Source organism: Aeromicrobium phoceense, assembly GCF_013868155.1.
GTDB lineage: Bacteria > Actinomycetota > Actinomycetes > Propionibacteriales > Nocardioidaceae > Aeromicrobium > Aeromicrobium phoceense.
In genome coordinates, this window is the sequence record NZ_JACEOG010000001.1 from 795,771 (window position 1) to 817,981 (window position 22,211).

16 protein-coding genes are annotated in these 22,211 nt (G+C 73.0%); 9 read left to right on the forward strand and 7 right to left on the reverse strand.

The window, feature by feature from the left end:
• Positions 1-24 precede the first annotated feature (24 nt).
• The gene (locus tag H1W00_RS03840; RefSeq protein WP_181753759.1) at positions 25-888 is read left to right on the forward strand and encodes an aldose 1-epimerase family protein; all 864 of its coding nucleotides are present in this window, start codon (positions 25-27) and stop codon (positions 886-888) included.
• Here the strand turns inward: H1W00_RS03840 and H1W00_RS03845 are convergent.
• Positions 867-2,324: an amino acid permease gene (locus H1W00_RS03845; protein WP_181753761.1), complete on the reverse strand. Its 1,458-nt coding sequence runs from the start codon at positions 2,322-2,324 to the stop codon at positions 867-869. The two genes, H1W00_RS03840 and H1W00_RS03845, sit on opposite strands and share 22 nt — an antisense overlap.
• A 94-nt stretch (positions 2,325-2,418) precedes the next feature.
• Positions 2,419-3,840 (reverse strand): FAD-binding oxidoreductase, encoded by a 1,422-nt coding sequence (locus tag H1W00_RS03850; RefSeq protein ID WP_338072820.1) that lies wholly within the window; start codon positions 3,838-3,840, stop codon positions 2,419-2,421.
• A 159-nt stretch (positions 3,841-3,999) separates the two neighbouring features.
• On the opposite strand from H1W00_RS03850, the gene H1W00_RS03855 reads away from it, so the two are divergent.
• Positions 4,000-7,272 carry a BTAD domain-containing putative transcriptional regulator gene (locus H1W00_RS03855; protein ID WP_181753764.1) on the forward strand — a complete coding sequence of 1,091 codons (3,273 nt, stop codon included), beginning with the start codon at positions 4,000-4,002 and terminating at the stop codon, positions 7,270-7,272.
• 36 nt (positions 7,273-7,308) lie between these two features.
• On the opposite strand, the gene H1W00_RS03860 is transcribed toward H1W00_RS03855, so the two are convergent.
• The 4 genes from H1W00_RS03860 to H1W00_RS03875 all read right to left on the reverse strand — a co-directional run bounded on the left by H1W00_RS03860 (position 7,309) and on the right by H1W00_RS03875 (position 14,134).
• Positions 7,309-9,408 carry an MMPL family transporter gene (locus tag H1W00_RS03860; protein WP_181753766.1) on the reverse strand — a complete coding sequence of 700 codons (2,100 nt, stop codon included), beginning with the start codon at positions 9,406-9,408 and terminating at the stop codon, positions 7,309-7,311.
• Between the two features lie 257 nt (positions 9,409-9,665).
• On the reverse strand, positions 9,666-11,126 hold the full coding sequence (locus H1W00_RS03865) for an SDR family oxidoreductase (RefSeq protein WP_181753768.1): 1,461 nt from the start codon (positions 11,124-11,126) through the stop codon (positions 9,666-9,668).
• A gap of 179 nt (positions 11,127-11,305) precedes the next feature.
• Positions 11,306-12,208: a hypothetical protein gene (locus H1W00_RS03870; protein WP_181753769.1), complete on the reverse strand. Its 903-nt coding sequence runs from the start codon at positions 12,206-12,208 to the stop codon at positions 11,306-11,308.
• A 276-nt stretch (positions 12,209-12,484) separates the two neighbouring features.
• Positions 12,485-14,134, reverse strand: coding sequence for a phosphoenolpyruvate--protein phosphotransferase (locus H1W00_RS03875; RefSeq protein ID WP_338072821.1), 1,650 nt, complete (start codon positions 14,132-14,134; stop codon positions 12,485-12,487).
• A gap of 165 nt (positions 14,135-14,299) precedes the next feature.
• Here H1W00_RS03875 and H1W00_RS03880 point away from each other — a divergent pair, with 165 nt between their 5' ends.
• Genes H1W00_RS03880 through H1W00_RS03910 form a run of 7 tightly spaced genes read left to right on the forward strand, consistent with a single transcriptional unit; the run spans position 14,300 to position 20,371 of the window.
• Positions 14,300-15,241 (forward strand): hexose kinase, encoded by a 942-nt coding sequence (locus tag H1W00_RS03880; RefSeq protein ID WP_181753773.1) that lies wholly within the window; start codon positions 14,300-14,302, stop codon positions 15,239-15,241.
• 11 nt (positions 15,242-15,252) lie between these two features.
• On the forward strand, positions 15,253-17,310 hold the full coding sequence (locus H1W00_RS03885; RefSeq protein ID WP_206679961.1) for a PTS fructose transporter subunit IIABC: 2,058 nt from the start codon (positions 15,253-15,255) through the stop codon (positions 17,308-17,310).
• An 11-nt stretch (positions 17,311-17,321) separates the two neighbouring features.
• On the forward strand, positions 17,322-17,579 hold the full coding sequence (locus H1W00_RS03890; RefSeq protein WP_181753776.1) for an HPr family phosphocarrier protein: 258 nt from the start codon (positions 17,322-17,324) through the stop codon (positions 17,577-17,579).
• A 41-nt stretch (positions 17,580-17,620) separates the two neighbouring features.
• Positions 17,621-18,064: an OsmC family protein gene (locus tag H1W00_RS03895; protein WP_181753778.1), complete on the forward strand. Its 444-nt coding sequence runs from the start codon at positions 17,621-17,623 to the stop codon at positions 18,062-18,064.
• 20 nt (positions 18,065-18,084) lie between these two features.
• Complete coding sequence (locus H1W00_RS03900) at positions 18,085-18,762, forward strand: nitroreductase (protein ID WP_181753780.1); 678 nt, start codon at positions 18,085-18,087, stop codon at positions 18,760-18,762.
• The gene (locus H1W00_RS03905) at positions 18,759-19,625 is read left to right on the forward strand and encodes an alpha/beta fold hydrolase (RefSeq protein ID WP_181753782.1); all 867 of its coding nucleotides are present in this window, start codon (positions 18,759-18,761) and stop codon (positions 19,623-19,625) included. Before H1W00_RS03900 ends, H1W00_RS03905 begins: the two co-directional genes overlap by 4 nt.
• The gene (locus H1W00_RS03910) at positions 19,622-20,371 is read left to right on the forward strand and encodes an enoyl-CoA hydratase-related protein (protein ID WP_181753784.1); all 750 of its coding nucleotides are present in this window, start codon (positions 19,622-19,624) and stop codon (positions 20,369-20,371) included. The genes H1W00_RS03905 and H1W00_RS03910 overlap by 4 nt, the downstream gene beginning before the upstream one ends.
• Here the strand turns inward: H1W00_RS03910 and H1W00_RS03915 are convergent.
• Entirely contained in the window at positions 20,358-22,172 is a 1,815-nt protein-coding gene (locus H1W00_RS03915) for an endonuclease/exonuclease/phosphatase family protein (RefSeq protein ID WP_181753786.1), read from the reverse strand. The genes H1W00_RS03910 and H1W00_RS03915 overlap by 14 nt on opposite strands.
• Between the last annotated feature and the right edge of the window lie 39 nt (positions 22,173-22,211).

Genomic DNA, 22,211 nt, shown 5'->3' on the forward strand with positions numbered 1-22,211 from the left:
GGTTCGGTGTCTACCGTCGGTGACATGACCTCCCTCGTCCTGCATGACCGCGAGATCACCGTCGCCGTCGCGCCCCACGGGGCGGAGCCTGTCTCGATCCGCGACCAGGACGATCACGAGTACCTCTGGTCGGGTGACGAGCCGTGGCGGCGTCACGCCCCCGTGCTGTTCCCCGTGATCTGCCGCGTGCCCGACGACCGCATCCGGGTGGGCGACCAGACCTTCCCGATGCCGCAGCACGGCTTCGCCCGTGATCGCGAGTGGGCGGTGGTCGACAGCACGCACGACCGCGCGTCCTTCGTGCTGGTCGCCGACGAGGACACGCGGCGGCACTACCCCTTCGACTTCGCGCTGGCGGTGACGTACACCGTGGAGGGGCGCAGCCTCTCGGTGCAGTACACCGTGGAGAACCGCGGCGACGAGCCGATGCCGTTCGACCTCGGGTCCCACCCGGCGTTCGTGTGGCCGCTCGAGGACGACCAGCCCCGCTCGATGCACCAGGTGCGGTTCGACGAGCCCGAGACGGCCCCCGTGCGCCGGGTGGTGGACAACCTGCTCACCGACGAGCGCTTCGACAACCCCGCCTGGGACCACGTGGTGACCCTCAACGACGCGTGGTTCACCGACGGCGCGGTGATCATGCCCGAGGTCGCCAGTCGCGGGCTGGTCTACTCCTCCGGAGCCGGTCGCCAGGTCCGGCTGACCTGGGAGGGGTTCACCGGGATCACCCTGTGGTCGGTGCCCGGCGCGCGGTTCGTGTGCATCGAGCCGTGGCGAGGCCTGCCCGCCCCGGCCGACTACGTGGGCCAGTTCGCGGGCAAGCCCGGCAACGCCGTGGTGCAACCGGGCGGACGCGAGGAGCTGTCCTACCGCGTCGAGCTGCTCTGAGCCAGCCGCGAGTTCCGGCGGCCGTAGGCGAAGTAGATGACGATGCCGATCGCCATCCAGATCGCGAAGCGCTCCCACGTGAGCAGCGACAGGTTCAGCATCAGCCAGATGCAGGTCAGGATCGACCCGCCCGCCACGAGCGGTGCGAACGGCACCCTGAACGCCCGCTCCAGGTCGGGCCGCGTGCGACGCAGGATCAGCACGCCGGCCGAGACCAGCGCGAACGCGAAGAGCGTGCCGATGCTCACCAGGTGACTGAGCTCGGCCAGCGGCACGAAGCCCGCGAGGATCGCCACGAAGGCGGTGGTGATGATCGTGATGCGGTGCGGCGTGCCGTACTTCGGGTGCACCTTCGCCAGGCCGCGCGGCAGCAGCCCGTCGCGGCACATCGCGAACAGGATGCGCGACTGGCCCAGCAGCAGCACGAGGATCGTCGTGGTCATGCCGGCGACGGCGCCCAGCGAGATCAGGTTGGCCGCCCACTCGATCCCGTTCGCCGAGAACGCCTCGGCCAGCGGGGCGCCGGTGTTCATCCGGTCGTCGGTGTAGGGCAGCATCCCGGTGATGACGAACGACACGGCCATGTAGAGCACGGTGCAGATCAGCAGGGAGCCGAGGATGCCGCGCGGCACGTCGCGCTGGGGGTTCCTCGTCTCCTCGGCGGTGGTGGCCACGACGTCGAAGCCGATGTAGCTGAAGAACACCACCGAGGCCGCCGCGACGATGCCCATGACCCCGAACGCGGTCGGGGCCATGCCGAAGACAGCCTGGATGAGGGGCTGGTCGGCGCCCTTCGCCAGCTCCTGCTCCTGCGCGGGCGGGATGAAGGGGGTGTAGTTCGCCGCCTTGACGAGGAACAGGCCGGCGACGATGACGAAGAGCACGACCGCGACCTTGATCAGCACGAAGACGCTCGTGACCGAGCTGGACAGCTTCGTGCCGGCGATCACCAGGAACGACAGCAGCACGACGATGCCCATGGCGGCGACGTCCACGACCGCCTCGTCGCCGGCCACCTGGGTGGGCAGTTCGAGCAGCTCCTGGAGGTAGCCAGACCAGCCCCGGGCCACCACGGCCGCGCCGAGGGCCAGCTCGAGCAGCAGGTCCCAGCCGATGATCCAGGCGATGAACTCGCCGAGGGTGGCGTAGCTGAACGTGTAGGCGCTGCCGGCCACCGGCACTGTCGCCGCGAACTCGGCGTAGCAGAGCGCGGCGAGAGCGCAGACGGCTCCGGCGATGAGGAAGCTGATGACGATCGCCGGGCCGGCGTGGTTGTGCGCCTCCTGGCCGGTGAGCACGAAGATGCCGGTGCCGATGATGACGCCGACGCCGAAGACCATCAGGTCGCGGGCGGTGAGCTCCCGCTTGAGTCGGTGCTCGGGCTCGTCCGTCTCCGCGATCGACTGTTCGACGGTCTTCGTGCGGAACAGGCTCATGGCCACGACTCTGGCCCTCCGCGCAGGCGCCTGCAACCGGGCTCCACGGCGAGAGCCCGCCGCGACCGTGAGGTCCCGGCGGGCTCGGACGCGGTCAGCGGGTGGGCCGGCCGTTCTCGTACAGCCGCGGGATCGCGTGGTTCGCGACGAACACCCCGTCCGGATCCACAGCGGAGCGGATCGCGGCCAGCCGCAGCCACGCATCCTCGGCGTAGGCCGTGCGGGCGTCGGTCGGCTCCTCGGCGAAGTTGAGGTACGACCGCCCGTTCGACCACGGCCGGAGCGCCGCGACGGCGTGCTCCCCGGCCGACGCGATCATCGACCCGAGCTCCGGCGTGGGTGCCATGCCCCCGCACACGAAGGCGAACTCGCCCTCGAGGTGCGTCAGGACGCCGCCGCCCTCGTGGGGCCGGCCGAGGGCGCCGCCCAGCTGGCGCAGCTCGGCGATCATGAGGGGTGTCTCGACCCCGGGGCCGAACAGGCCCAGGAACGCCTCCGCGCCCTCGTCGTCGAGCTCGCGCAGCATCGTCGACCGGATGATGCCGGGCGCCGGCTCCTCCGGATCCATGTGCAGGTGCACGAGGGTCTCGCTCGGAACCCGCCCGAACGTGTCGAGCTCGGGCTCGAGCGCCCGCAGCGGGGCGAGGATCTCGGCGGCCCGCTCGTCGTCGGCCAGGACCGCACCGTCGATGACGACGATGGTGCGGCCACGGAGGAAGTCCGGCATCTCGGGGATCGGGGGGATCCGCAGGATGCGGAACGACGTGGTCACCTCGTCGGGCGCGACCGGCGCCCAGGCCCGCCACATGTCCAGCACGCGCGGGGCCATCGAGACGTCCCACATCATCAGGCCGGCGTAGGCGGTGCTGAAGTCGTACGCGCGGAACTCCAGCGCCGTGACGATGCCGAAGTTGCCGCCGCCTCCGCGGACGGCCCAGAACAGCTCGGCGTGGTGCTCGGCGTCGGCGCGCACGAGGTCGCCGGTCGCCAGGACGATCTCCACGGCCGTGAGGCTGTTCGCCGCGAGCCCGAGCTTGCGGGCGTACCAGCCCGTGCCGCCGCCGAGGCTGTAGCCGGCGATGCCGACGTCGACCGAGGAGCCGTGCAGGACGGTCAGGCCGTGCTCGGCCGCCGCCTTCACGGCAGGCAGCCAGACGGTGCCACCGCCGACGCGCACGATGCGGCGCTCGGGGTCGACACTGACGTCGTTCAGCTCGCTCGTGCGGACGATCACGACGTCGTCGAGGCCTCCGGCCACGAGCGGCCCGGCGTTGTGGCCGGTGCTCTGCGGCGCGACCCGCAGGCCCGCGGCGTGCGCGGCACGCACGATCCGGGCGACGTCGTCGGCGTCGCGCGGGACGGCCACGGCGGCGGGACGCTGGTCGACGGCGAGATTCCAGGCGGCTCGTGCGACGTCGTACCCGGGGTCGCCGGGCAGGTGGACGGCGCCGCCGGCCAGTCCGCGCAGGCGATCGGCCGGGCGCTCGAGCTGGTCGATGGTTTCGTTGATGGACACGGTGGTGCTCCTTGGTGGGGGGATTCGCTTCCTGACCCCGAGAGCATCGGACGGAGGGCTTGATACCGACTGGGAGCTGGCTTGGAGCCCGCGAGGACGGGCGATTTCTCATTCCTGCGACCCCTGTCGGTGGCCCGGGCGCGTCCCTATGCTTCGACTGTGGAGCTCAGGGTGCTGGGGCCCGTGGCCGTCTCGGCCGACGGTGCCGACCTCGATCTCGGCACGCCCCGGCAGCGCACGCTCGTCGCCGCGCTCGCACTCTCCGGTGGACGGCCGGTCGGGGTCGACACGATCGTGGACCTCGTGTGGGGCGACGCCCCGCCGCCCGGCGTCGCGACGACGCTGCAGGCCTACGTCTCGGGGCTGCGCAAGGTCCTCGAGCCCGGCCGCGCCCGTCGCGCGCCCGCGGAGGTCCTCGTCACGGTCGCGCCCGGCTACGCGCTGCACGTGCCGGCGCAGGACGTCGACGCGCACGCCTTCGAGCAGGAGGTTGCCGCGGCCCACCGCCTGCTGGAGTCGGACCGGCCCCCACGCGCCCAGCTCGAGGAGGTGGACGCGACGCTCGCCACGGCCCTGGGGCGGTGGCGCGGCACCCCGTACGCGGAGCTCGGCGACGCGCCGGCGGCCGTGGCCGAGCGCGCGCGACTCGAGGAGCTGCGGCTGGTCGCGCTGGAGGACCGGGCGGTCGCGGCGCTCGCCCTGGGTCGCCACGCGACGGCCGCGGCCGAGCTCGAGGCACTGACGACGGCCCATCCGCTGCGCGAGCGGCTGTGGGGCCTGCGCGCCCTCGCCCTCGCGCGGTCCGGACGCCAGGCGGAGGCGCTCGAGGTGCTGCGCCGGGTGCGCGCCGTGCTCGACGACGAGCTCGGCATCGAGCCGGGCGCCGAGCTGCAGCGCCTGCAGACCGCGCTGCTGCGCCAGGACTCTGCGCTGAACTGGAGCCCGCCCCCGGAACCGGACGCGGACGAGGGCTCGTCGGTCTCCGCGCCGTGGCCGATGGTGGGCCGTGACCACCAGCTCGCGGCCCTCGCGCGCAGTCTCGACGCCGCCCTCGCCGGAGCCACCTCCTTCGCCGCGATCACCGGCGAGCCCGGCATCGGCAAGAGCCGGCTCGCCGCCGAGCTCGGGCTCCGGGCCTCGGCGGCCGGCGCCGTGGTCGCCGTGGGCCGGTGCTCGAGCGACGAGGGCGCGCCGCCGCTGTGGCCGTGGCGGTCGGTCCTCGAGGGCCTCGGGCTCGACTTCCCCGACGTCACCGACGTCGCCGACGGCTTCCGGGTGCGCGAGGCGATCCTCGCCGCCCTCCGAGAGGAGGCGCGGCGGCAGGCGGTCGTGGTGGTCCTCGAGGACCTGCACTGGGCCGACCCCGCGAGCCTGCGCTGCCTGATGCTGCTCGCCGAGTCCGTCACCGACGCCCGGCTGCTGGTGGTGGCGACGTGGCGCGACCACCCCGAGCCCTCGGGCCTGTTCGCCGACGCGGCCGAGGCGCTCGCCCGCCGGCACGCGGTGCGCCTGCAACTGTCGGGCCTCGGGCCGGACGAGGTCGCCGAGATCGTCGTCGGGGTGGCGGACTCGGCTCCCTCCCGGGACCAGGTGGAGGCGCTGCACGAGCGCACCGACGGCAACCCCTTCTTCCTCGTCGAGTACGCCCGGCTGGCCGGTGAGCGCGGCGACCTGGCGGCCCTGCTCGCCGAGGACGACACGCCCCGGGCGGTCCAGGACGTGCTCACCCGCCGGCTCGCCCGGCTGCCCGAGGACACCCGAGCCGCGCTGGGCACCGCGGCGGTCATGGGCCGGCAGTTCGACGGTCCGACCCTCGGCGCCGTGCTGGGCACCGACGACGAGGGCGTGCTGGACCTGCTCGAGCCGGCCGTCGAGGCCGGTCTGGTCGCGGAGGAGGGGATCGACCGGTACTCGTTCGCCCACGCGCTCGTGCGCGACAGCCTCTACGCGGGACTCTCGGCGTCGCGGCGTGCCCGCCGGCACGCGGTGGTGGCCACGGCGATCACGGGCGCGGGTCGGCCGTCGGAGGAGGCCCGGCACTGGCTGGCCGCGGGCCCGGCCCACGCGGCCACGGCGTGGCGCGCGGCCGAGCGCGCGGCGGAGGCAGCCCGCGTGCTGCACGCCCACGAGGACCGGGCGGACCTGCTCTCCGCAGCCCTGGGCGCGATGTCGTCCGACCCCGAGGCCACGCCGCGCGACCGCTTCGACGCGCTGATGGAGCTGGCCGACGCCCACCGCTGGTCGGCGCGCTGGACCGAGCTCGCCGCCGACGTCGCCGAGGCCATCGGCGAGGCCCGCGCGCTCGGCGACCCCGAGCTGCTCGCCCGGGCCGCGCTCGCGACCACCCAGGGGGCGCTGTGGCAGGCCAGCCACCACGGTCAGGTGAACGAGGTCGTGGTCGCGGCGCTGAGGAAGGCGCTCGCCGACCTGCCCCCCGAGCCGTCCGCCCTGCGCTGTCGTGTGCTGGCCGCACTGGCGAGCGAGCAGTACTACACCGCACCCTTCGCCGAGCGCGCCGACCTGGTCGCCCGGGCTCGGGCCATGGCCGACGACCTGGGCGACCCCGGCCTCATGGTCGACGTCGCCCAGGTCGGGGTGGCCGCGCTCTGGACGGCGGGCACCGCCGAGGAGCGCGCCGCGTGGGCGGGGGAGTCGGCCCGGCTGGCCCGCGAGCTCGGCCGCGACCGCGACGTGGTGATCTCCGCGACCCTGCAGGCCGTCGCGCTCGGTGAGGCGGGTCGTCCGCTGCAGATGCGGGAGGTCATCGCGCGGACCCGGGTCGAGGCCGACCGGCTGCGACTGGCGTACGCGCAGCTCGTGCTCGACGGGCTGGAGATCCCGTGGCTCGCGATGGCCGGCCGGTTCGAGGAGTGCACCACGGCGCTCGAGCGGATGCGCCGCCTCGAGCGGACGGTGACGCTGCCGCAGTCCGAGGTGGCGATCCTCGGCGCCGAGCTCGTGCTCACCGTCTGGAGCGGGCGCGCGGGGGACGTGGTGGACCTCCTCGTGGCGATGGAGGACACCGACCCCCTTCCCCTGACCTCCGTCACCGCGTCGCTGCTGTGTCGCGCCGGCCGGGTGGACGACGCGCGCGACCACCTGCGGCGGTACGACGTGGATCTCGACCACGACGACTGGTTCTCGATGCTGGCGTGGTGCAACGCGGCCGAGGCGGCCCTGTACGTCGGGGACCGGGCGCTGGCCGCCGACGCGCTGGCGCGGATCGCGCCGTTCCCTGGCTCCAGCTGCTCGGCGGGGTCGGGGAACGCCTCGGGCCCCGTCGACCACTACATCGCGGCCGCGCACGCCGCTCTCGGCGATCTGGAGGCGGCGCGGGTCCACGCCGACCGGGCCGCGGAGCTGTGCGAGCAGTGGCAGATCCCGCTGGCCGCGCAGCGACTGCGCGACCAGCGGGACCAGTTCGGTTATTGAGCCGAGCGGTTGTTGAGCAGAGCGGTTACTGAGCAATCAGCGGGTGGTGACGAGCTCGCGCTCGTCGCCCTCCACGTCGACCTGCGGCAGGGCCCGGTCGAGCCACGCCGGCAGCCACCAGTTCCACTTTCCTAGCAGGGTCATCGTGGCCGGCACGAGGATCATCCGCACGACCGTCGCGTCGAGGAACACGGCCGTCGCCATGCCCAGGCCCAGCATCTTGACCACGAGGTCTCCCTCGGTCGCGAAGCCGAGGAACACGAAGACCATGATCGCGGCGGCGGCGGTGATGACCTTGCCCGAAGCGGCCAGGCCGTGCACGATGCTCGCCGTGGAGTCGCCGGTGTCGAGCCACTTCTCACGGATGCGGCTCAGCAGGAACACCTCGTAGTCCATCGAGAGGCCGAACAGGATCGCGAAGATCAGGATCGGAACCCAGCTGGACACGGGCGCGGCGTGGTCGATGCCGAGCAGGCTCGCCCCCCAGCCCCACTGGAACACCGCGGTCATGACGCCGTAGGCGGCGCCGATCGACAGCAGGTTCATGACGGCCGCCTTGAGCGGGATCACCACCGAGCGGAACACCAGCATCAGCAGCAGCACCGAGACCGCCACGACGAACCCGATGACGACCCACAGCCGGTGCGACAGCATCTCCGCGAGGTCGGCGAACAACGGCGTCTGGCCGGTCACCTCCACGCCCGGGGGCAGGTCGGCCCGCAGGTCCTCCACCAGCCCTGAGGTGCGGGCGTCGGCGGGACCGAACGCCGGCTCCGCCGTGAGCACCGTGATCGCTCCGTCCGGCGAGGCCATCGCGGGGGAGACGGCCACGAGCTGGTCGTTGCCCTCGAGGGTGCTGCGCACGGACGCCACCTCGGAGGCGTCGAGTCTCGCGTGGTCCACGACGATCGAGATCGGTCCGGTGGCTCCCGGTCCGAACGCGTCGGCCGTCAGGTCGTAAGCGCGCCGCGTGGTCGCCTCGGTCGTCTGGTTGCCGTCGTCCTGGGGCCACGTACGCATGTCGAGCACGGGGGCCGCCAGCGCGATCATCACGGTCGTGCCGAGCAGCGCCCACAGCAACGGACGCCGAGTGACGCGCTCGGCCCAGCGAGCCGTGAGGGGGCGCTCGGTGGGCACCCGGCCACGGCGCACGCCGCGGGAGAGCACCTTGCGTCCGGCGAACCGGCACAGCACGGGCACCAGCGTCAGCGCCGTGAGCATGACCGAGACGACCGCGATCGCGGTGGCCCAGCCGAACGTCGCGAACGTCGGCAGGCCGGTCAGGCCCAGGCCCAGCAGCGAGATGAGGACGGTCAGCGACGCGAACACGACGGACTTGCCGGCGGTCGCGAGGCTGCGCCCGGCGGCCTCCTCGACGGAGTGGCCCTGCGCCAGGAACTCGGCGTGCCGGCTGACCAGCAGCAGGGCGTAGTCGATGCCGACCCCCAGGCCCACCATCGACGCCACCATGGGGGCCGAGGTCGAGACGTCCATCGTGGCGGCCAGCAGCGTGACTCCGGCCGACCCGACCGCGAGTCCGGCGACCGCCACCAGGACGGGCAGCCCCGCGACGACGGCCGACCCGAAGGCGATCAGCAGGATCAGCAGGGCCGCACCCACGCCGATGAGCTCGCCGTACCCCTTGATGGGCGCGCTGGCGGTCGCCGGCTGGTCGCCGCCGAGCTCGACCTGGTAGCCGGCGTCCTGGGTGGCCTCGACGGCCTTCTCGAGCGGTTCGATGTCGCCCATGAGGTCGGGATGGGTCACCTCGGTGTCGTACGCGAGGTGCACGACGGCCGTGTGGCCGTCGGCGCTGAGGCGCGGCGGGCTCACGCTGGAGACGTGGGCGACGTCCTGGAGACGCTCACCGAGCGAGACCAGGACGGCCGGCGGGATCGCCCGGTCGTCGTGGACCACGACGTTCGCGGAGGCGTTGCCGGCGTCGGGCAGGTGGTCGCGCAGCAGCTCGATCCCGCGCTGGGACTCGGCGCCGGGCACGTTCCAGTCGTCCTGGGTCGAGCCACCGAACGCGGAGCTGGTGGCGAACACGAGCGAGGCCAGGATCAACCAGCCGACGATCGTGCGCCACGGGTGCAGGGCCGTCGTGCGGCCGAAGCGGTACAAGAGGGAGGACATCTGTCTCGGTTCCTTCAGTGGGGGGATGGTTCCTGCCACCGACAGTCGGCCCGAGACCTTGCGTCCGACTTGGGGGTGACTTGGAGCCCGATCGGGCACGACCTCCCATGACCCGCGTGTCCCCGCGCTGATACGCGCCCGCCCGCCGCGCTGCACTCTTGTGACGCGTCCCCCCACTTTTGTGACGCCGTTCGGCCGGCACAGCCCTTGCCGGCCTACAGGCTTCACAAAAGTGGGGCGGGGCGCGAATCCGATGATCAGGCGCGCGACTCCGCGGCCTTGGCCACGTTGCGCTGCATGCCCCCGAAGATCAGGCCGTGGAAGGGCGCGACTGCCCACCAGTACAGGTGCCCCAGCAGGCCGCGCGGGTGGAACAGCGCCCGCTGGTGGAACGAGGTGGTGCCCGAGTCGTCCGAGCCCACGCGCAGCTCCAGCCACGCCAGCCCGGGCACCTTCATCTCGGCCCGCAGGCGCAGGAACTCGCCCTCGACCTCCTCCTCGACCCGCCAGAAGTCCACGGCGTCGCCGACCACGAGCCTGCTGTGGTCGCGGCGACCGCGGCGCAGACCCGGCCCACCGAAGGCGCGGTCGATGAGGCCGCGCACCTGCCACGCCAGCGGCCACGAGTACCAGCCGTGGTCGCCGCCGATGCCCTCGATGACCGCCCACAGGTCCTCGGGCGACGCGGCGACCTCCCGGGTGCGCTCGTCGGTGTAGAGCGAGCCGCCGGCCCAGTCGGGGTCCTCGGGCAGCGGCTCCGAGGGGGCGCCCCGGGTCGCGGCAGAGGTCCACCGCGTCGGCACGTCCAGGTCGCGGATCTTCGTGAGCGCCAGCTCCACGGCCCGCTGGAACCCCGTGAGTCCTCCGGGCGGGAGGTGCACGTAGCGCCAGATGTCGTCCTCCTGCGCGACCACGGTGTTGCGCAGGCTCTCCACGAGCGGCCGCGCGAGGTCCGCCGGCACGGGGGTGATGAGGCCGACCCAGTGGCTCGAGAGGCTCGGCGACAGGACCGGGACCCGCAGGATCCGGCGCCGGGGGAGCTCCGCGACCTTCGCGTACCCCTGCATCATCTCGAGGTAGGTCAGGACGTCGGGACCGCCGATGTCGAAGCGGCGGTTCACGTCCGGCGGAAGGTCGACGCAGCCCACCAGCAGGTGCAGCACGTCACGGATCGCGATCGGCTGGGTGCGCGAGTCCACCCAGCGGGGCGTGACCATCGCGGGCAGCCGCTCGGTCAGGTAGCGCAGCATCTCGAACGACGCCGAGCCCGAGCCGATGATGATGCCGGCCTGCAGCACCGCGGTCGGCACGCCGGAGTCCAGCAACACGCGGGCCACCTCGTCGCGCGAGCGCAGGTGCTCGGACATCTCCTCGTCCTTGGGCACCATGCCCGAGAGGTAGACGATCCGCCCGACGCCCGCGTCCTTCGCGGCCTCGGCGATCGTCGCGGCCATCTCGTGCTCGGTGCGCACGAGGTCGCCGCCCGAGCCGATCGAGTGCAGCAGGTAGTAGAAGACGTCGACGTCCTCGCACGCGCGGCGCACGTCCTCGGCCTTCGTCGCGTCGCCCACGACGATCTCGACGCGGTCGGCCCACGGGTGCGCCCGCGCCTTCCGCTCGTCGCGCACCAGCACGCGCACGTCGTGGCCGGCGTCCAGCAGCTGCGGCACGAGCCTGCCGCCGACGTACCCGGTGGACCCCGTCACGAGAGTTCGCATGTCCCACAGTCAACGGTGCGCCGCGCACCCCCGCGACTTTTGTGACGGGTTGCCGCCCCCGCTCCCGTCCGCCTGCTCGCTTGCTCCGCGCGCGCCACTTTTGTGACGCGTTTCCGCGTCCCGACCGCGTGCGGGCCGATTCTCGTCACAAAAGTTGGCCTCGGCGACCAACACATCCGTCAGGGTCGCGGCTTCGGGAGGCGGACCAGTTCACGGAGCTCCGCGGTTGCATGGGTCGGCGCGGAAGCGGTGTAGCCGCGCGAGACCAAGGCGCGCCATACCCGCGCGACGAGCGTCGGTGGCGAGCGGAGGTCGTCGGCGGTCAGGACGATGACGAGCCAGCCGTCGGCTTCGAGGGACTCGCGCCGGATGATGTCGATCCGCCGTTGCTTGGAGGAGCGCTCGTGGTACCACCCGTCGTACTCCACCACGATGCGCCACGGCCTCAGGACGAGGTCGCCGTGCCAGGTGCGGCCGCCACCGACGCTGATCGCGCCGTTGGTTTCCGGCTCGGGAAGTCCACAGGCCGCCATGATCAGTCGCGCGTCCGTCTCCATGAAGGAGCCGACGCGCTCGCGCATGCGCCCTGCCGTCATGCGTGATCGCCGAACGCCGTGGAGGTGCTGGATCCACGCGAACTCGGCGAAGCCTTCCGGTGTCAGGTGGCCGGCTCTCACCAGTGCGTCGCCGAAGCGGACGATCTCGGCCTGACTGAGGGAGATCGCCGCGTCCACCAGGCAGCGCTCCGGACTGAGCACGGGAAGGCGACCGATCGCGCCGGGCTGCAGGCGGGACAGGCGGCGATGCAGCGTGACGGCAGGCGATCGAACCTGCGTGGTGGAGTTCGTCGACCAGTGTCGCGGCGCGTGAAGTCCCGGTGACTCCGGGAAGTCCGCGGGCAGATGCAGGTACAGCCCCGTGATGTGACTGACGGCCGCGTCTGCAGGGAGAACCAACCGGTCAGCAGCAAGGAGGAGTGCCAGCGTGCGCGGCTCGTCGGCCACGCACCAGACGCCGTGGCCGCGGTGCAGCAGAGTGAACGCCGGGCCGTAGAGCCGATGTCTGGTGACGCCGAAGGCCATCGCCTCGGAGGTGGTGAAGGGACGGCCGCGCAGGGCGGGAGGGATCGACGCCATCGCTGAACCGTGCGACTGCGAGGGTGCTGATGAGAAGCCCTCGCGCCGTGGCTGTGGACGCCACGACCCGCGGCCTCGGCCTGTGGACGAACGCGCTGCTCAGGGCTGCCAACGCGACTTTTGTGACGTAGTTCGGCACAGGAGCGGTCGTGCGGCCGAATCTCGTCACAAAAGTTGGCTTGGGGCGGCCGGAACACGGCGCTCCCGGCAACCGAAAGGATGTCAGGCGAGGTGCTCGGCGGCGGCCTGGGCCGCGCGGGAGTGGTCGGGGGCGGCGAGGGCGGCCTCGGCGGCGGCCTCGCACTGGGCGAGCGTGACCTGCGCGAGCTTCGCGCCCACGGGGCGCACCGCGGTGGCGGCGCACGACAGCGAGGTCACGCCGAGGCCGGTCAGCACGCACGCGAGCAGCGGGTGCGCGGCGGCCTCGCCGCACACGCCCACGGGCTTGCCGGCCCGGCGGCCGGCGTCGGCGACGAGCTTGATGGACGCGAGCAGCGCGGGCTGCCACGGGTCGGTGAGGTCGCTCAGCGTGGGCGCCATCCGGTCGGCGGCGAACGTGTACTGCGAGAGGTCGTTCGTGCCGATCGAGACGAAGTCGAGGTGGCGGAACATCCGGTCGGCGAGGATCACCGTGGAGGGCGTCTCGATCATGATCCCGGCGAGCAGGCCTCGGGCGCGCACGCGCTCGGCGAACCACTGCGCCTCCGCCTCCGTGGTGACCATCGGTGCCATCACGCGCACGTCGGCGCCGGTCCGGGCCTGGGCGGCGGCGATGCCGTCGAGCTGGCGGTCGAGCATCGCGGGGTCGGCGAGACCGATCCGCAGCCCGCGCACGCCGAGGGCCGGGTTGGGCTCGTCGGGCTGGTTCGCGAACGCGAGGGGCTTGTCCGAGCCCGCGTCGAGCGTGCGCACGATGACCTTCTTGTCGCCCATCGCCTCGAAGACCGCAGCGTAGATGTCGGCCTGCTCGTCGACGGAGGGCTCGGTGGAGCGGTCGAGGAAGGACAGCTCGGTGCGGAACAGGCCGACGCCCTCGATCGGCTGCTCGGCGGCGACGCGCGCGCCCGCGCCGTCCTGCACGTTCGCGAGGATCTGGATCTCGTGACCGTCGGCCGTGCGGCCCGGTCCGGTCCATCCGGCGGCGGCCTCGCGGGTGCGGCGGTCCTCCTCGACGAGCGAGGCCACCTGGGCCTCGTCGGGATCGACGGTGACCGTGCCGCGGCTGCCGTCGACCGCCACACGGTCGCCCGCGGCGACGTCGTGAAGGTCCGTCACGGCGACGACACAGGGGATGCCGAGCTGGCGCGCGATGATCGCGGTGTGGCTCGTGGACCCGCCCAGCTCGGTGGCGATCGCGACGATCCTCGCCGGATCGAGGCCGGCGGTGTCGGCGGGGGCGAGGTCGTCGGCCAGCAGCACGGAGGGCTCGTCGGGCACGGGGATGCCGGGCTCGGGCAGCTCCAGCAGCTCGGCCACGATGCGGTCGCGGACGTCGTAGAGGTCGGTGACGCGCTCGGCCATCAGGCCACCGGCCGAGGTGAACATGGCCGCGAGCTCCTCGATGGCCGCGGTGGTGGCGGTGGCGGGCCCGGCGCCCTGGGTGGCGTGCTTCGTCACGAAGGTGGCCAGGCCACGGTCCTCGGCGAGCGCGGCGGTGGCGGACAGGACCTCCGAGGCCGCACCGCTGGCCGCCTGGGACCGGGCGCGCAGGCGACGCGCCACCTCGGCGGCGGCCGTGCCGAAGGCGACGGTGGTGACGCTCGGGTCACCGGCCTCCTCGTGCTCCGGAGCGGTGGGACGGGGGGCCGGGCGGACCACCGGGCCGACCCCGATCCCGGGGACGACGGCGGTTCCGGAGTACACGCTGGTCACGCCTCGACGGTAACGCCCACGTGATCCACGCGACACCGGGGTCTTGACAATGTCCCACGATGTGACGTAAATCAATACACAACAACATTTGAAGCCACACAAAACCACATCGCACGTGCACCCCTCACGTGTGACGCTGGTACCCAGGATCGGAAGGAGCGGGCCGTGATCGTCACCGTCACCGCGAATCCGGCGATCGACCGGCTCGTGAGCCTCCTCGAGCCGCTCGAGCGTGGCGCCGTGGTGCGCAGCGAGATCGCCCACGACGATCCCGGAGGCAAGGGCATCAACGTCGCCCGCGTGCTGCACGCCGCGGGGGTCCCGGTCACCGCCGTGCTGCCCGCCGCCGCCGACGAGCCGCTGCTCGCCGCCCTCGCCGCGCTCGGCCTGGACCATCGCGCCGTCCCCGTCAGCGGACGCCTGCGGGTGAATCTCACCCTCGCCGAGCCCGAGGGCGTCACGACGAAGGTCAACTCCCCGGGGCCGCGGCTGGACGACGCCGAGCTCGGCGCGCTCACCGACACGCTCGCCGGTGCCGTCGGTCCCGGCGACTGGGCGGTGCTGAGCGGCTCCCTGCCTCCCGGCGTCCCGTTCGACTGGTACGCCACCACCACCCGCCGCCTGCAGGAAGCCGGTGCGCGCGTCGCGGTGGACACCTCGGGCGCGGCGCTGGGACTCACCGTGGAGCACTCCTCGCCCGACCTGATGAAGCCCAACTCCGACGAGCTGGCCGAGCTGCTCGACTGCGACCCCGACGAGATCGAGCGCGATCGTCGCCACGCCGCCGCCCGTGCGCACCAGCTGCGCGACGACCACGGCGTCGGCACGGTGCTGCTGACCCTCGGGGGAGCGGGTGCCGTGCTCGCCACCGCCGAGGGCTCGTGGTTCTGCCCGCCGGCGCCGGTCACCGTCCGCAGCACGGTGGGCGCGGGCGACTCCTCGCTCGCCGGCTACCTCGTGGCCCACGTCGCGGGCCGCTCGCCCGCCGAGTGCCTGGCCAGCGCCGCCGTCCACGGCGCCGCCGCGGCCGCCCTGCCGGGGTCGCGCCTGCCCGATCCCTCCGACCTACCCGAAGCACCCCACGTCGAGACCGTGGATCCCGCCTGATGGAGGCCAACATGGAACAGCTCATCACCCCTCAGCTGGTGTCACTCGACGTCGACCTCGGCGCGGGGGCGTCGGACGTCATCGAGGCCCTCGCCGCACAGGTCGTCGCCGCCGGCCGGGCCGGATCGGTCGAAGAGCTGGCCGGCGCCGCCAAGGCCCGCGAGGAGCTGGCCGGCACGGGCGTGCCCGGCGGCATCGCGATCCCGCACTGCCGCACCGCCACGGTCACCGAGCCCACGCTGGCGTTCGCGCGGCTGACGAACCGCGCCGACTTCGGCGCACCCGACGGCCCCGCCGACATCGTCTTCATGATCGCCGCGCCCGAGGGTGCGGGGAACGCCCACCTGAAGCTGCTCTCGTCGCTCGCGCGGGCGCTCGTGCGGCCCGACTTCACCCAGGCCCTGCGCGACGCGCAGACCCCCGACGACGTGATCGCGCTCGTCGAGGAGGCCACCTCGGGCGTCGAGGTCAAGCAGCCCGCTCCCGCCGCCGCGCCGGCCGCCGACACCGCGACGACGGACGCACCTCGGCGCAGCGTCATCGCCGTGACCGCCTGCACCACCGGCATCGCGCACACCTATATGGCCGCCGACGCACTGGCCCAGGCGGCGCGCGACGCCCAGGTGGACTTCGCCGTGGAGCCGCAGGGCTCCTCGGGCGTGACCCCGCTGACGCCCGAGCAGATCGCCTCGGCCGACGCGGTCATCTTCGCCACCGACGTGGGCGTCAAGGACCAGGCCCGGTTCGCCGGCAAGCCCGTGGTCCGCAGCGGCGTCAAGCGCGCCATCAACGAGCCGGCGAAGATGATCGACGAGGCCCTCGCGGCCGCGGGCGACCCGAACGCCCGCCGGGTCGAGGGCGACGCCGACGCCACCGCGGGTGCCGGCGGCGGCGACAACGACCACGTCGGGAAGAAGCTGCAACGCTGGCTGCTGACGGGCGTGAGCTACATGATCCCGTTCGTCGCGGCGGGCGGCCTGATGATCGCGCTCGGGTTCCTGCTGGCGGGCTACGACATCACCGACACGGCCAACGAGATCCTGGCGAACAACTCGCTGACGAACCTGCCGGCGGCCGGTGACCACGCCCTGTTCGACAGCGCGTTCCTCTACTACGTCGGCGCGCTGGTCTACCTGCTCGGCTCGTGGGCCTTCAGCTTCCTGGTGCCCGCCCTGGCCGGCTACATCGCGTACGCGATCGCCGACCGTCCGGGCATCGCCCCCGGCTTCGTCATGGGCTACGCCGCGACCCAGATCGGCGTCACCGAGACCAACCAGAGCGGCGCGGGCTTCCTCGGCGGCATCATCGGCGGCCTGCTCGCCGGCCTGGTGGCCGCGTGGTTCGCCAGCCGACCCGTGCCTCGCTGGCTGGCCGGCCTGATGCCGGTGGTGATCATCCCGCTCGTCTCCACGCTCGTCGTGGGCATGGCGATGATCCTGGTGCTCGCCAAGCCGCTCGCGTGGCTCAACGAGGCGCTCGTCGACGGGCTCAACGGCATGACCGGCGGCTCGGCGATCGTGCTGGGCGGCCTGCTCGGCCTGATGATGTGCGTCGACCTCGGCGGACCGGTGAACAAGGCGGCCTACGTCTTCGCCGTCACCGGCCTGTCCACCACGGGTGCGCTCGACCCGGGCTCCTCGCAGTCCAAGATCATGGCGGCCGTGATGCTGGCCGGCATGGTGCCCCCGCTGGCGATGGCGCTGTCCACGGCGCTGCGCCCGAAGCTCTACGCCCCGGCCGAGCGCGAGAACGGCAAGGCGGCCTGGCTGCTCGGTGCCTCGTTCATCTCCGAGGGCGCCATCCCGTTCGCGGCGGCCGACCCGTTCCGCGTGCTCCCGGCGATGATGGCCGGTGGCGTCGTCACCGGCGCGATGTCGATGGCCCTGGGCGTCACCTGCGTGGCTCCGCACGGAGGGATCTTCGTGTTCTTCGCCGTCGACAACGTCCTGTGGTTCTTCGTGTCCCTCATCGTCGGGACGCTGGTGGCAGGATTCCTCGTGACCGCCCTCAAGCAGGTCAGCTACTCCAAGCAGGCGGCCGAGACCGCCGACGAACCCGTCACCGTCTGAGAGGACACTCCATGCCCAGCAAGACCGTCACCGTCGGATCGGCCGTCGGCCTCCACGCCCGCCCGGCCGCCACGATCGCCGCGGCCGTCGCCGAGACCGGGGTCCCCGTCACCCTCGCCACCGCCGGCGGCGAGCCGGTCGACGCCGGCTCCGCCCTGATGATCATGACGCTCGGCGCGGGCCAGGGCGCCGAGGTCACCGTCGAGAGCGAGGACGAGGCGGCGCTGGTCAAGATCGCCGCCCTCGTCGAGGCCGATCTCGACGCCTGACCCGCTGAGCGCGCCGGTGCGCAGGCGCTTACTGTCGAGGCATGAGCGACGAATCCTCCACCCTGCGCAGTGTCCACCTGGTCCGCACCGGCGCGATGGAGTACCGCGCCGAGAACGGGCGCGGTGGCGTCATCTCGATCGGTGAGGGCCAGAACACCGACTTCACCCCGGTGGAGCTGCTGCTGGTCGCCCTCGGCGGGTGCACCGGCCTGACCGTCGAGGCGCTCACCAAGCGTGCCGAGCCCAACCGGTTCGACATCGCCGTCGAGGGCCACAAGGTCAAGGACTCCGCCGGGGCGCACCTGCTCGAGAAGCTGCTGGTCACCCTCGACATCGCGTTCGACAACGACGAGGAAGGCCAGAAGATGGCCGAGCGCGTGCCCGACGCGATGGAGAAGTCGCACCACAAGCTGTGCACCGTCAGCCGCACGGTCGAGCTGCCCTCGCCCGTGCGCGTGGTGCAGGTCCGGTCCTCCGAGGTCTGAGCCGCCGGTACGGTGGCCCCATGATCGACGAGGCACCGGCACCGGCTCAGGTCCTGGACCAGCTGCTGGCTTCCCGATTCAGCTGTCGCGGCTACACCGACGAGCCCGTCCCGGAGGACGAGATCCGCGCGATCCTGTCGTCCGCCGCGCGCACGCCGTCCTGGTGCAACGTCCAGCCGTGGCACGTGGACGTCGTCTCCGGCGAGGCCCTCACGCGGCTGCGGGACGACCTCATGGCCGACGCCTCGCTGGGCTCGGACTACCCGTTCCCGCCGGGCTACGACGGCGTCCACGCCGAGCGTCGCCGCGAGGTCGGCTGGCAGCTGTACGAGGCCGTCGGCGTCGCGAAGGGCGACCGTGAGGGGTCCGCGCGCGAGATGCTGCGGAACTTCGAGTTCTTCGGTGCCCCGCACGTCGCGATCCTCTCCGCGCCCGAGTCGCTCGGCGTCTACGCGGCGATCGACTGCGGCCTGTTCGTGCAGTCGTTCCTGCTGGCCGCCCAGGCGCGCGGCGTCGCCACCATCGCCCAGGCGGCGCTGGCGCAGAAGTCGGACTTCCTCCGGAAGTGGCTCGAGATGCCGCAGGACCGGCTGGTCGTCTGCGGCATCTCCTTCGGCCACGCGGACCCCGACCACCCGGCCAACTCGTTCCGGGCCGGCCGGGCCCCGCTCGACGACGTGACGAGGTTCCACCGGTGACCGTTCCCGACTGGTTCACCTGGGCGCTCGACCAGAAGCCCCAGCACCTCGAGCTCGACGTCGACGGCGTGCCCATCTCCTACCGCGCGTGGGGACGCTCGGGCGATCCCGTCGTGGTGCTCGTGCACGGCGGCGCGGCCCACGCGGGCTGGTGGGACCACGTCGCCCCGCACCTCGCTGTCGATCACCGCGTCCTGGCTCTCGACCTGAGCGGGCACGGCGACAGCGGCAGGCGCGAGGCGTACACGCTCGAGGCATGGGCCGGCGAGGTGATGGCGGTGGCCACCTCCGAGTCCACCGACAAGCCGGTGGTCTTCGGGCACAGCATGGGTGGCTTCGTCGCCCTCACCGCCGCCCGCGAGCACGGCGCCGGGATGCTCGGAGCGGCCGCGATCGACTCGCCCGTCCAGGCGGTGTCGCCCGAGGCCCGCTCGTGGCGCGCCGACCGCGCCGACCTGACGATGCCGCTCTACCCCGACGCCCGGACGATGGTGGCTCGCTTCCGCACGCTGCCCGAGGACCCGTCGTGCCTGCCGTACATCCGCGACCACATCGCGCGCGGCTCGATCCAGCACGTCGTGCGCGAGGAGGGCTCGGGCTGGACGTGGAAGTTCGACCCGCGCGTCTTCCTGCGCTCGATGATGGAGCCCGCCGACGTGGCCCGCAGCGCGTGCGAGGTGGCGCTCCTGCGCGGCGAGCGCGGCATGGCCACCACCGACATCACCGAGGAGATCCGTTCGCGGCTCGGCGGCAACGTGCCCGTCACCGTGATCCCCGACTCGGGGCACCACATCATGCTGGACCAGCCCACCGCGCTCATCGCGGTGCTGCAGACCCTGCTCGGACAATGGAGGAGACGATGACCGACCTACTGGTCGACCGCACGGACGGCGTCCTGACGCTGACCCTGAACGCCCCGCAGCGACTCAACTCGGTGACCACCGAGATGTTCGAGCAGATGAGCGACGCGCTCGAGGATGCCGAGGGCGTCCGCGTCGCGGTCATCACCGGCGAGGGCCGCGCGTTCTGCTCCGGCGCCGTCATGGCCCCGGGCGCGACGAACACGGGCATCCTCGAGGCCGCCGACCGCCTGATCCACGCGCTGACGCAGGCCCCGTTCCCGGTGGTCGCGGCGCTGAACGGCCTGGCCGCCGGCATCGGCTCCTCGCTGGCGCTGGCCTCGGACTTCCAGGTGGCCAAGGAGGACGACTACATCCTCCAGGCGTTCGTCAACGTGGGCCTCATGGGCGACGGCGCCGCGCACGAGCTGATCGCCGCCTCGATCGGCCGGGCCCGTGCCACGCGCCTGCTGATGCTCGGTGAGAAGCTGCCGAACTCCGAGGCGCACGCCGCCGGCCTGATCACGCACTGCGTGACCGCCGACGAGTGGCAGGCCGCGGTGGACGGCCTGGTCGACAAGCTGAAGTCCGGCCCCACCATGGCCTACGCGCGGATCAAGTCCACGATCAACGCCGCAGCGCTGGCGCACCTCGACGAGACCCTCGCGGCCGAGACGGTCGAGCAGGGCGTCCTGGGCGCATCGAACGACTTCGCCGAGGGCGTCGCCGCGTTCAGCGAGAAGCGTCAGGCCAAGTTCACCGGCGCGTGAACGTCGCGACCACCGGCAGGTGGTCCGATGCCCGCAGGCCCGGCACCTCGACGTCCGAGGCGACCAGGTCGGGCGTCGAGAACAGGTAGTCGATCCGCTTCACGGGGGCGTCCGCCGGGCTCGTGTCCGCGCCGCCGGGAGCGGCGTCGACGAGTCCCACGTCGATGACGTTGTCGTAGGCGGCGCTGTCCTCCTGCAGGTTGAAGTCCCCGCCGAGGACCATCGGGCCACCGAGCTCGCGCAGCCACGCGGCGAGGTCGGCCGACTGCGCGGTGACGCCCTCGTCGCTGCCGACGGGCTGCAGGTGGGTGGACACGAACCACGTCGACTCCCACGGTCCCTGCGGCCGTACCGCGATCGCCTGGGCGCCGGTGACCGCACCGTGCGACGGCAGCGCCCGCCGCTCGACGCGGGCCCGGCTCGCATCGACGAGGACGGCGTCGCCCCACACGGGGTCCGCCGCGGCACCCCACCAGGCCGTCCGGCCGGTCAGGCGTTCGAGGATCGCGAGCTGGTCCTGGCCGCCGTTGAGGAACCAGCCGCGGTCGATCTCGCTGATCAGCCCGACGTCGGCGGAGACGAGGATCGCGGCGACGGCCTTCGGGCGGAACACGCCGTCCATCCCGTAGCCCATGCGCAGGTTGTAGGCCGCCACGCGAACCTCGTCGTCCCGGGGCTCGGAGGCGTCGAACGGGCGGATGGTGAGCGCAGGGGCCGCCGCGGCCACGACTCCCACCGCCAGGGCCGTCACGCCGATGGCGGCCAGCGTCCTGGGCGGCGCGGTCGTCGCCGGCGCCGGGGGAGTGGTCGCGGCGGCGATGCCGATGACCAGGGCGACGCCCACCAGCAGCCAGTCGGCGCGGTACCCGAGGTCGTAGCCCGCGTAGTACGCGAAGAGCAGGGCCACCCAGACGAGACCGCCGAGTGCCAGCGTCATCGAGGTGCCGCGGTCTCCGTGGTCGGCGGCGCGCCACAGGTGGGCGAGCGCCGGCATCCCCACCACGAACGCCACCACGGTCCAGGCGGGCAGCAGTCCGTCGGCGTCGGTGACGAGGGCTGAGGCGGCGACCGCTCCCGTCAGCACGAGCGCGGCCGCCGCGGCCGAGACTCGCGTGACGGGCACGAGGGTCGCCGCGACGGCGAGCGTGGCGCCGAACGCGACCGCGGCGAGACCGGCCTCGCCCAAGGTGGCCGAGGCGCGCCCGGCGTTCGCGACGATCACGCCGGCGAGGAACAGTCCGGGCATCACGGTCAGGGCGAACCGCCGGCCGACTCCTCGGCCCTCCGCAGGGGTGCGCATCGTGGCGAGGCAGGCGACGAGCTGGGCGGCCAGCAGCAGCCACGCCCAGACGTCGTCACGCCAGACCGCTCCCCACGTGCCGAGCGCGGCGTGGGTGGTCACCGCCACGGCGAGGCCGGCGACCACGCCCGTGACCGCCGCGTCACGGTGCCGGGGCAGCGCGAGGGAGAGCCAGGTCATGGCCGCGATCCCCGCGACGGAGGCGACGACGAGGTGCAGGTGGCCGCCGTCGGTGAGCTGGAGCACGACTCGGCCGGCCAGCGCGACGACGAGCGCTGCCGCGGCGAAGGTGCCTTCGCGGCCGAGGCGCCGCGCGACGGCCACGAGGAGCACCGGGACGAGGACGCACCCGAACGCGAACGCGCCGATCAGCTCGGGCGGCGTCGTCGCGGCCTGACCGAAGATCGTGATGAGGGTCGGTGTCCACGCCCGCCACAGGTCGATCAGCAGCCACGTCCCGGCGGCGAGGTGGACGGCGGACGCGGCACCGAGGCGATTCATGCCCCCGTTCTACCGGCTCCCCGGCCCGTTCGGGAGCGC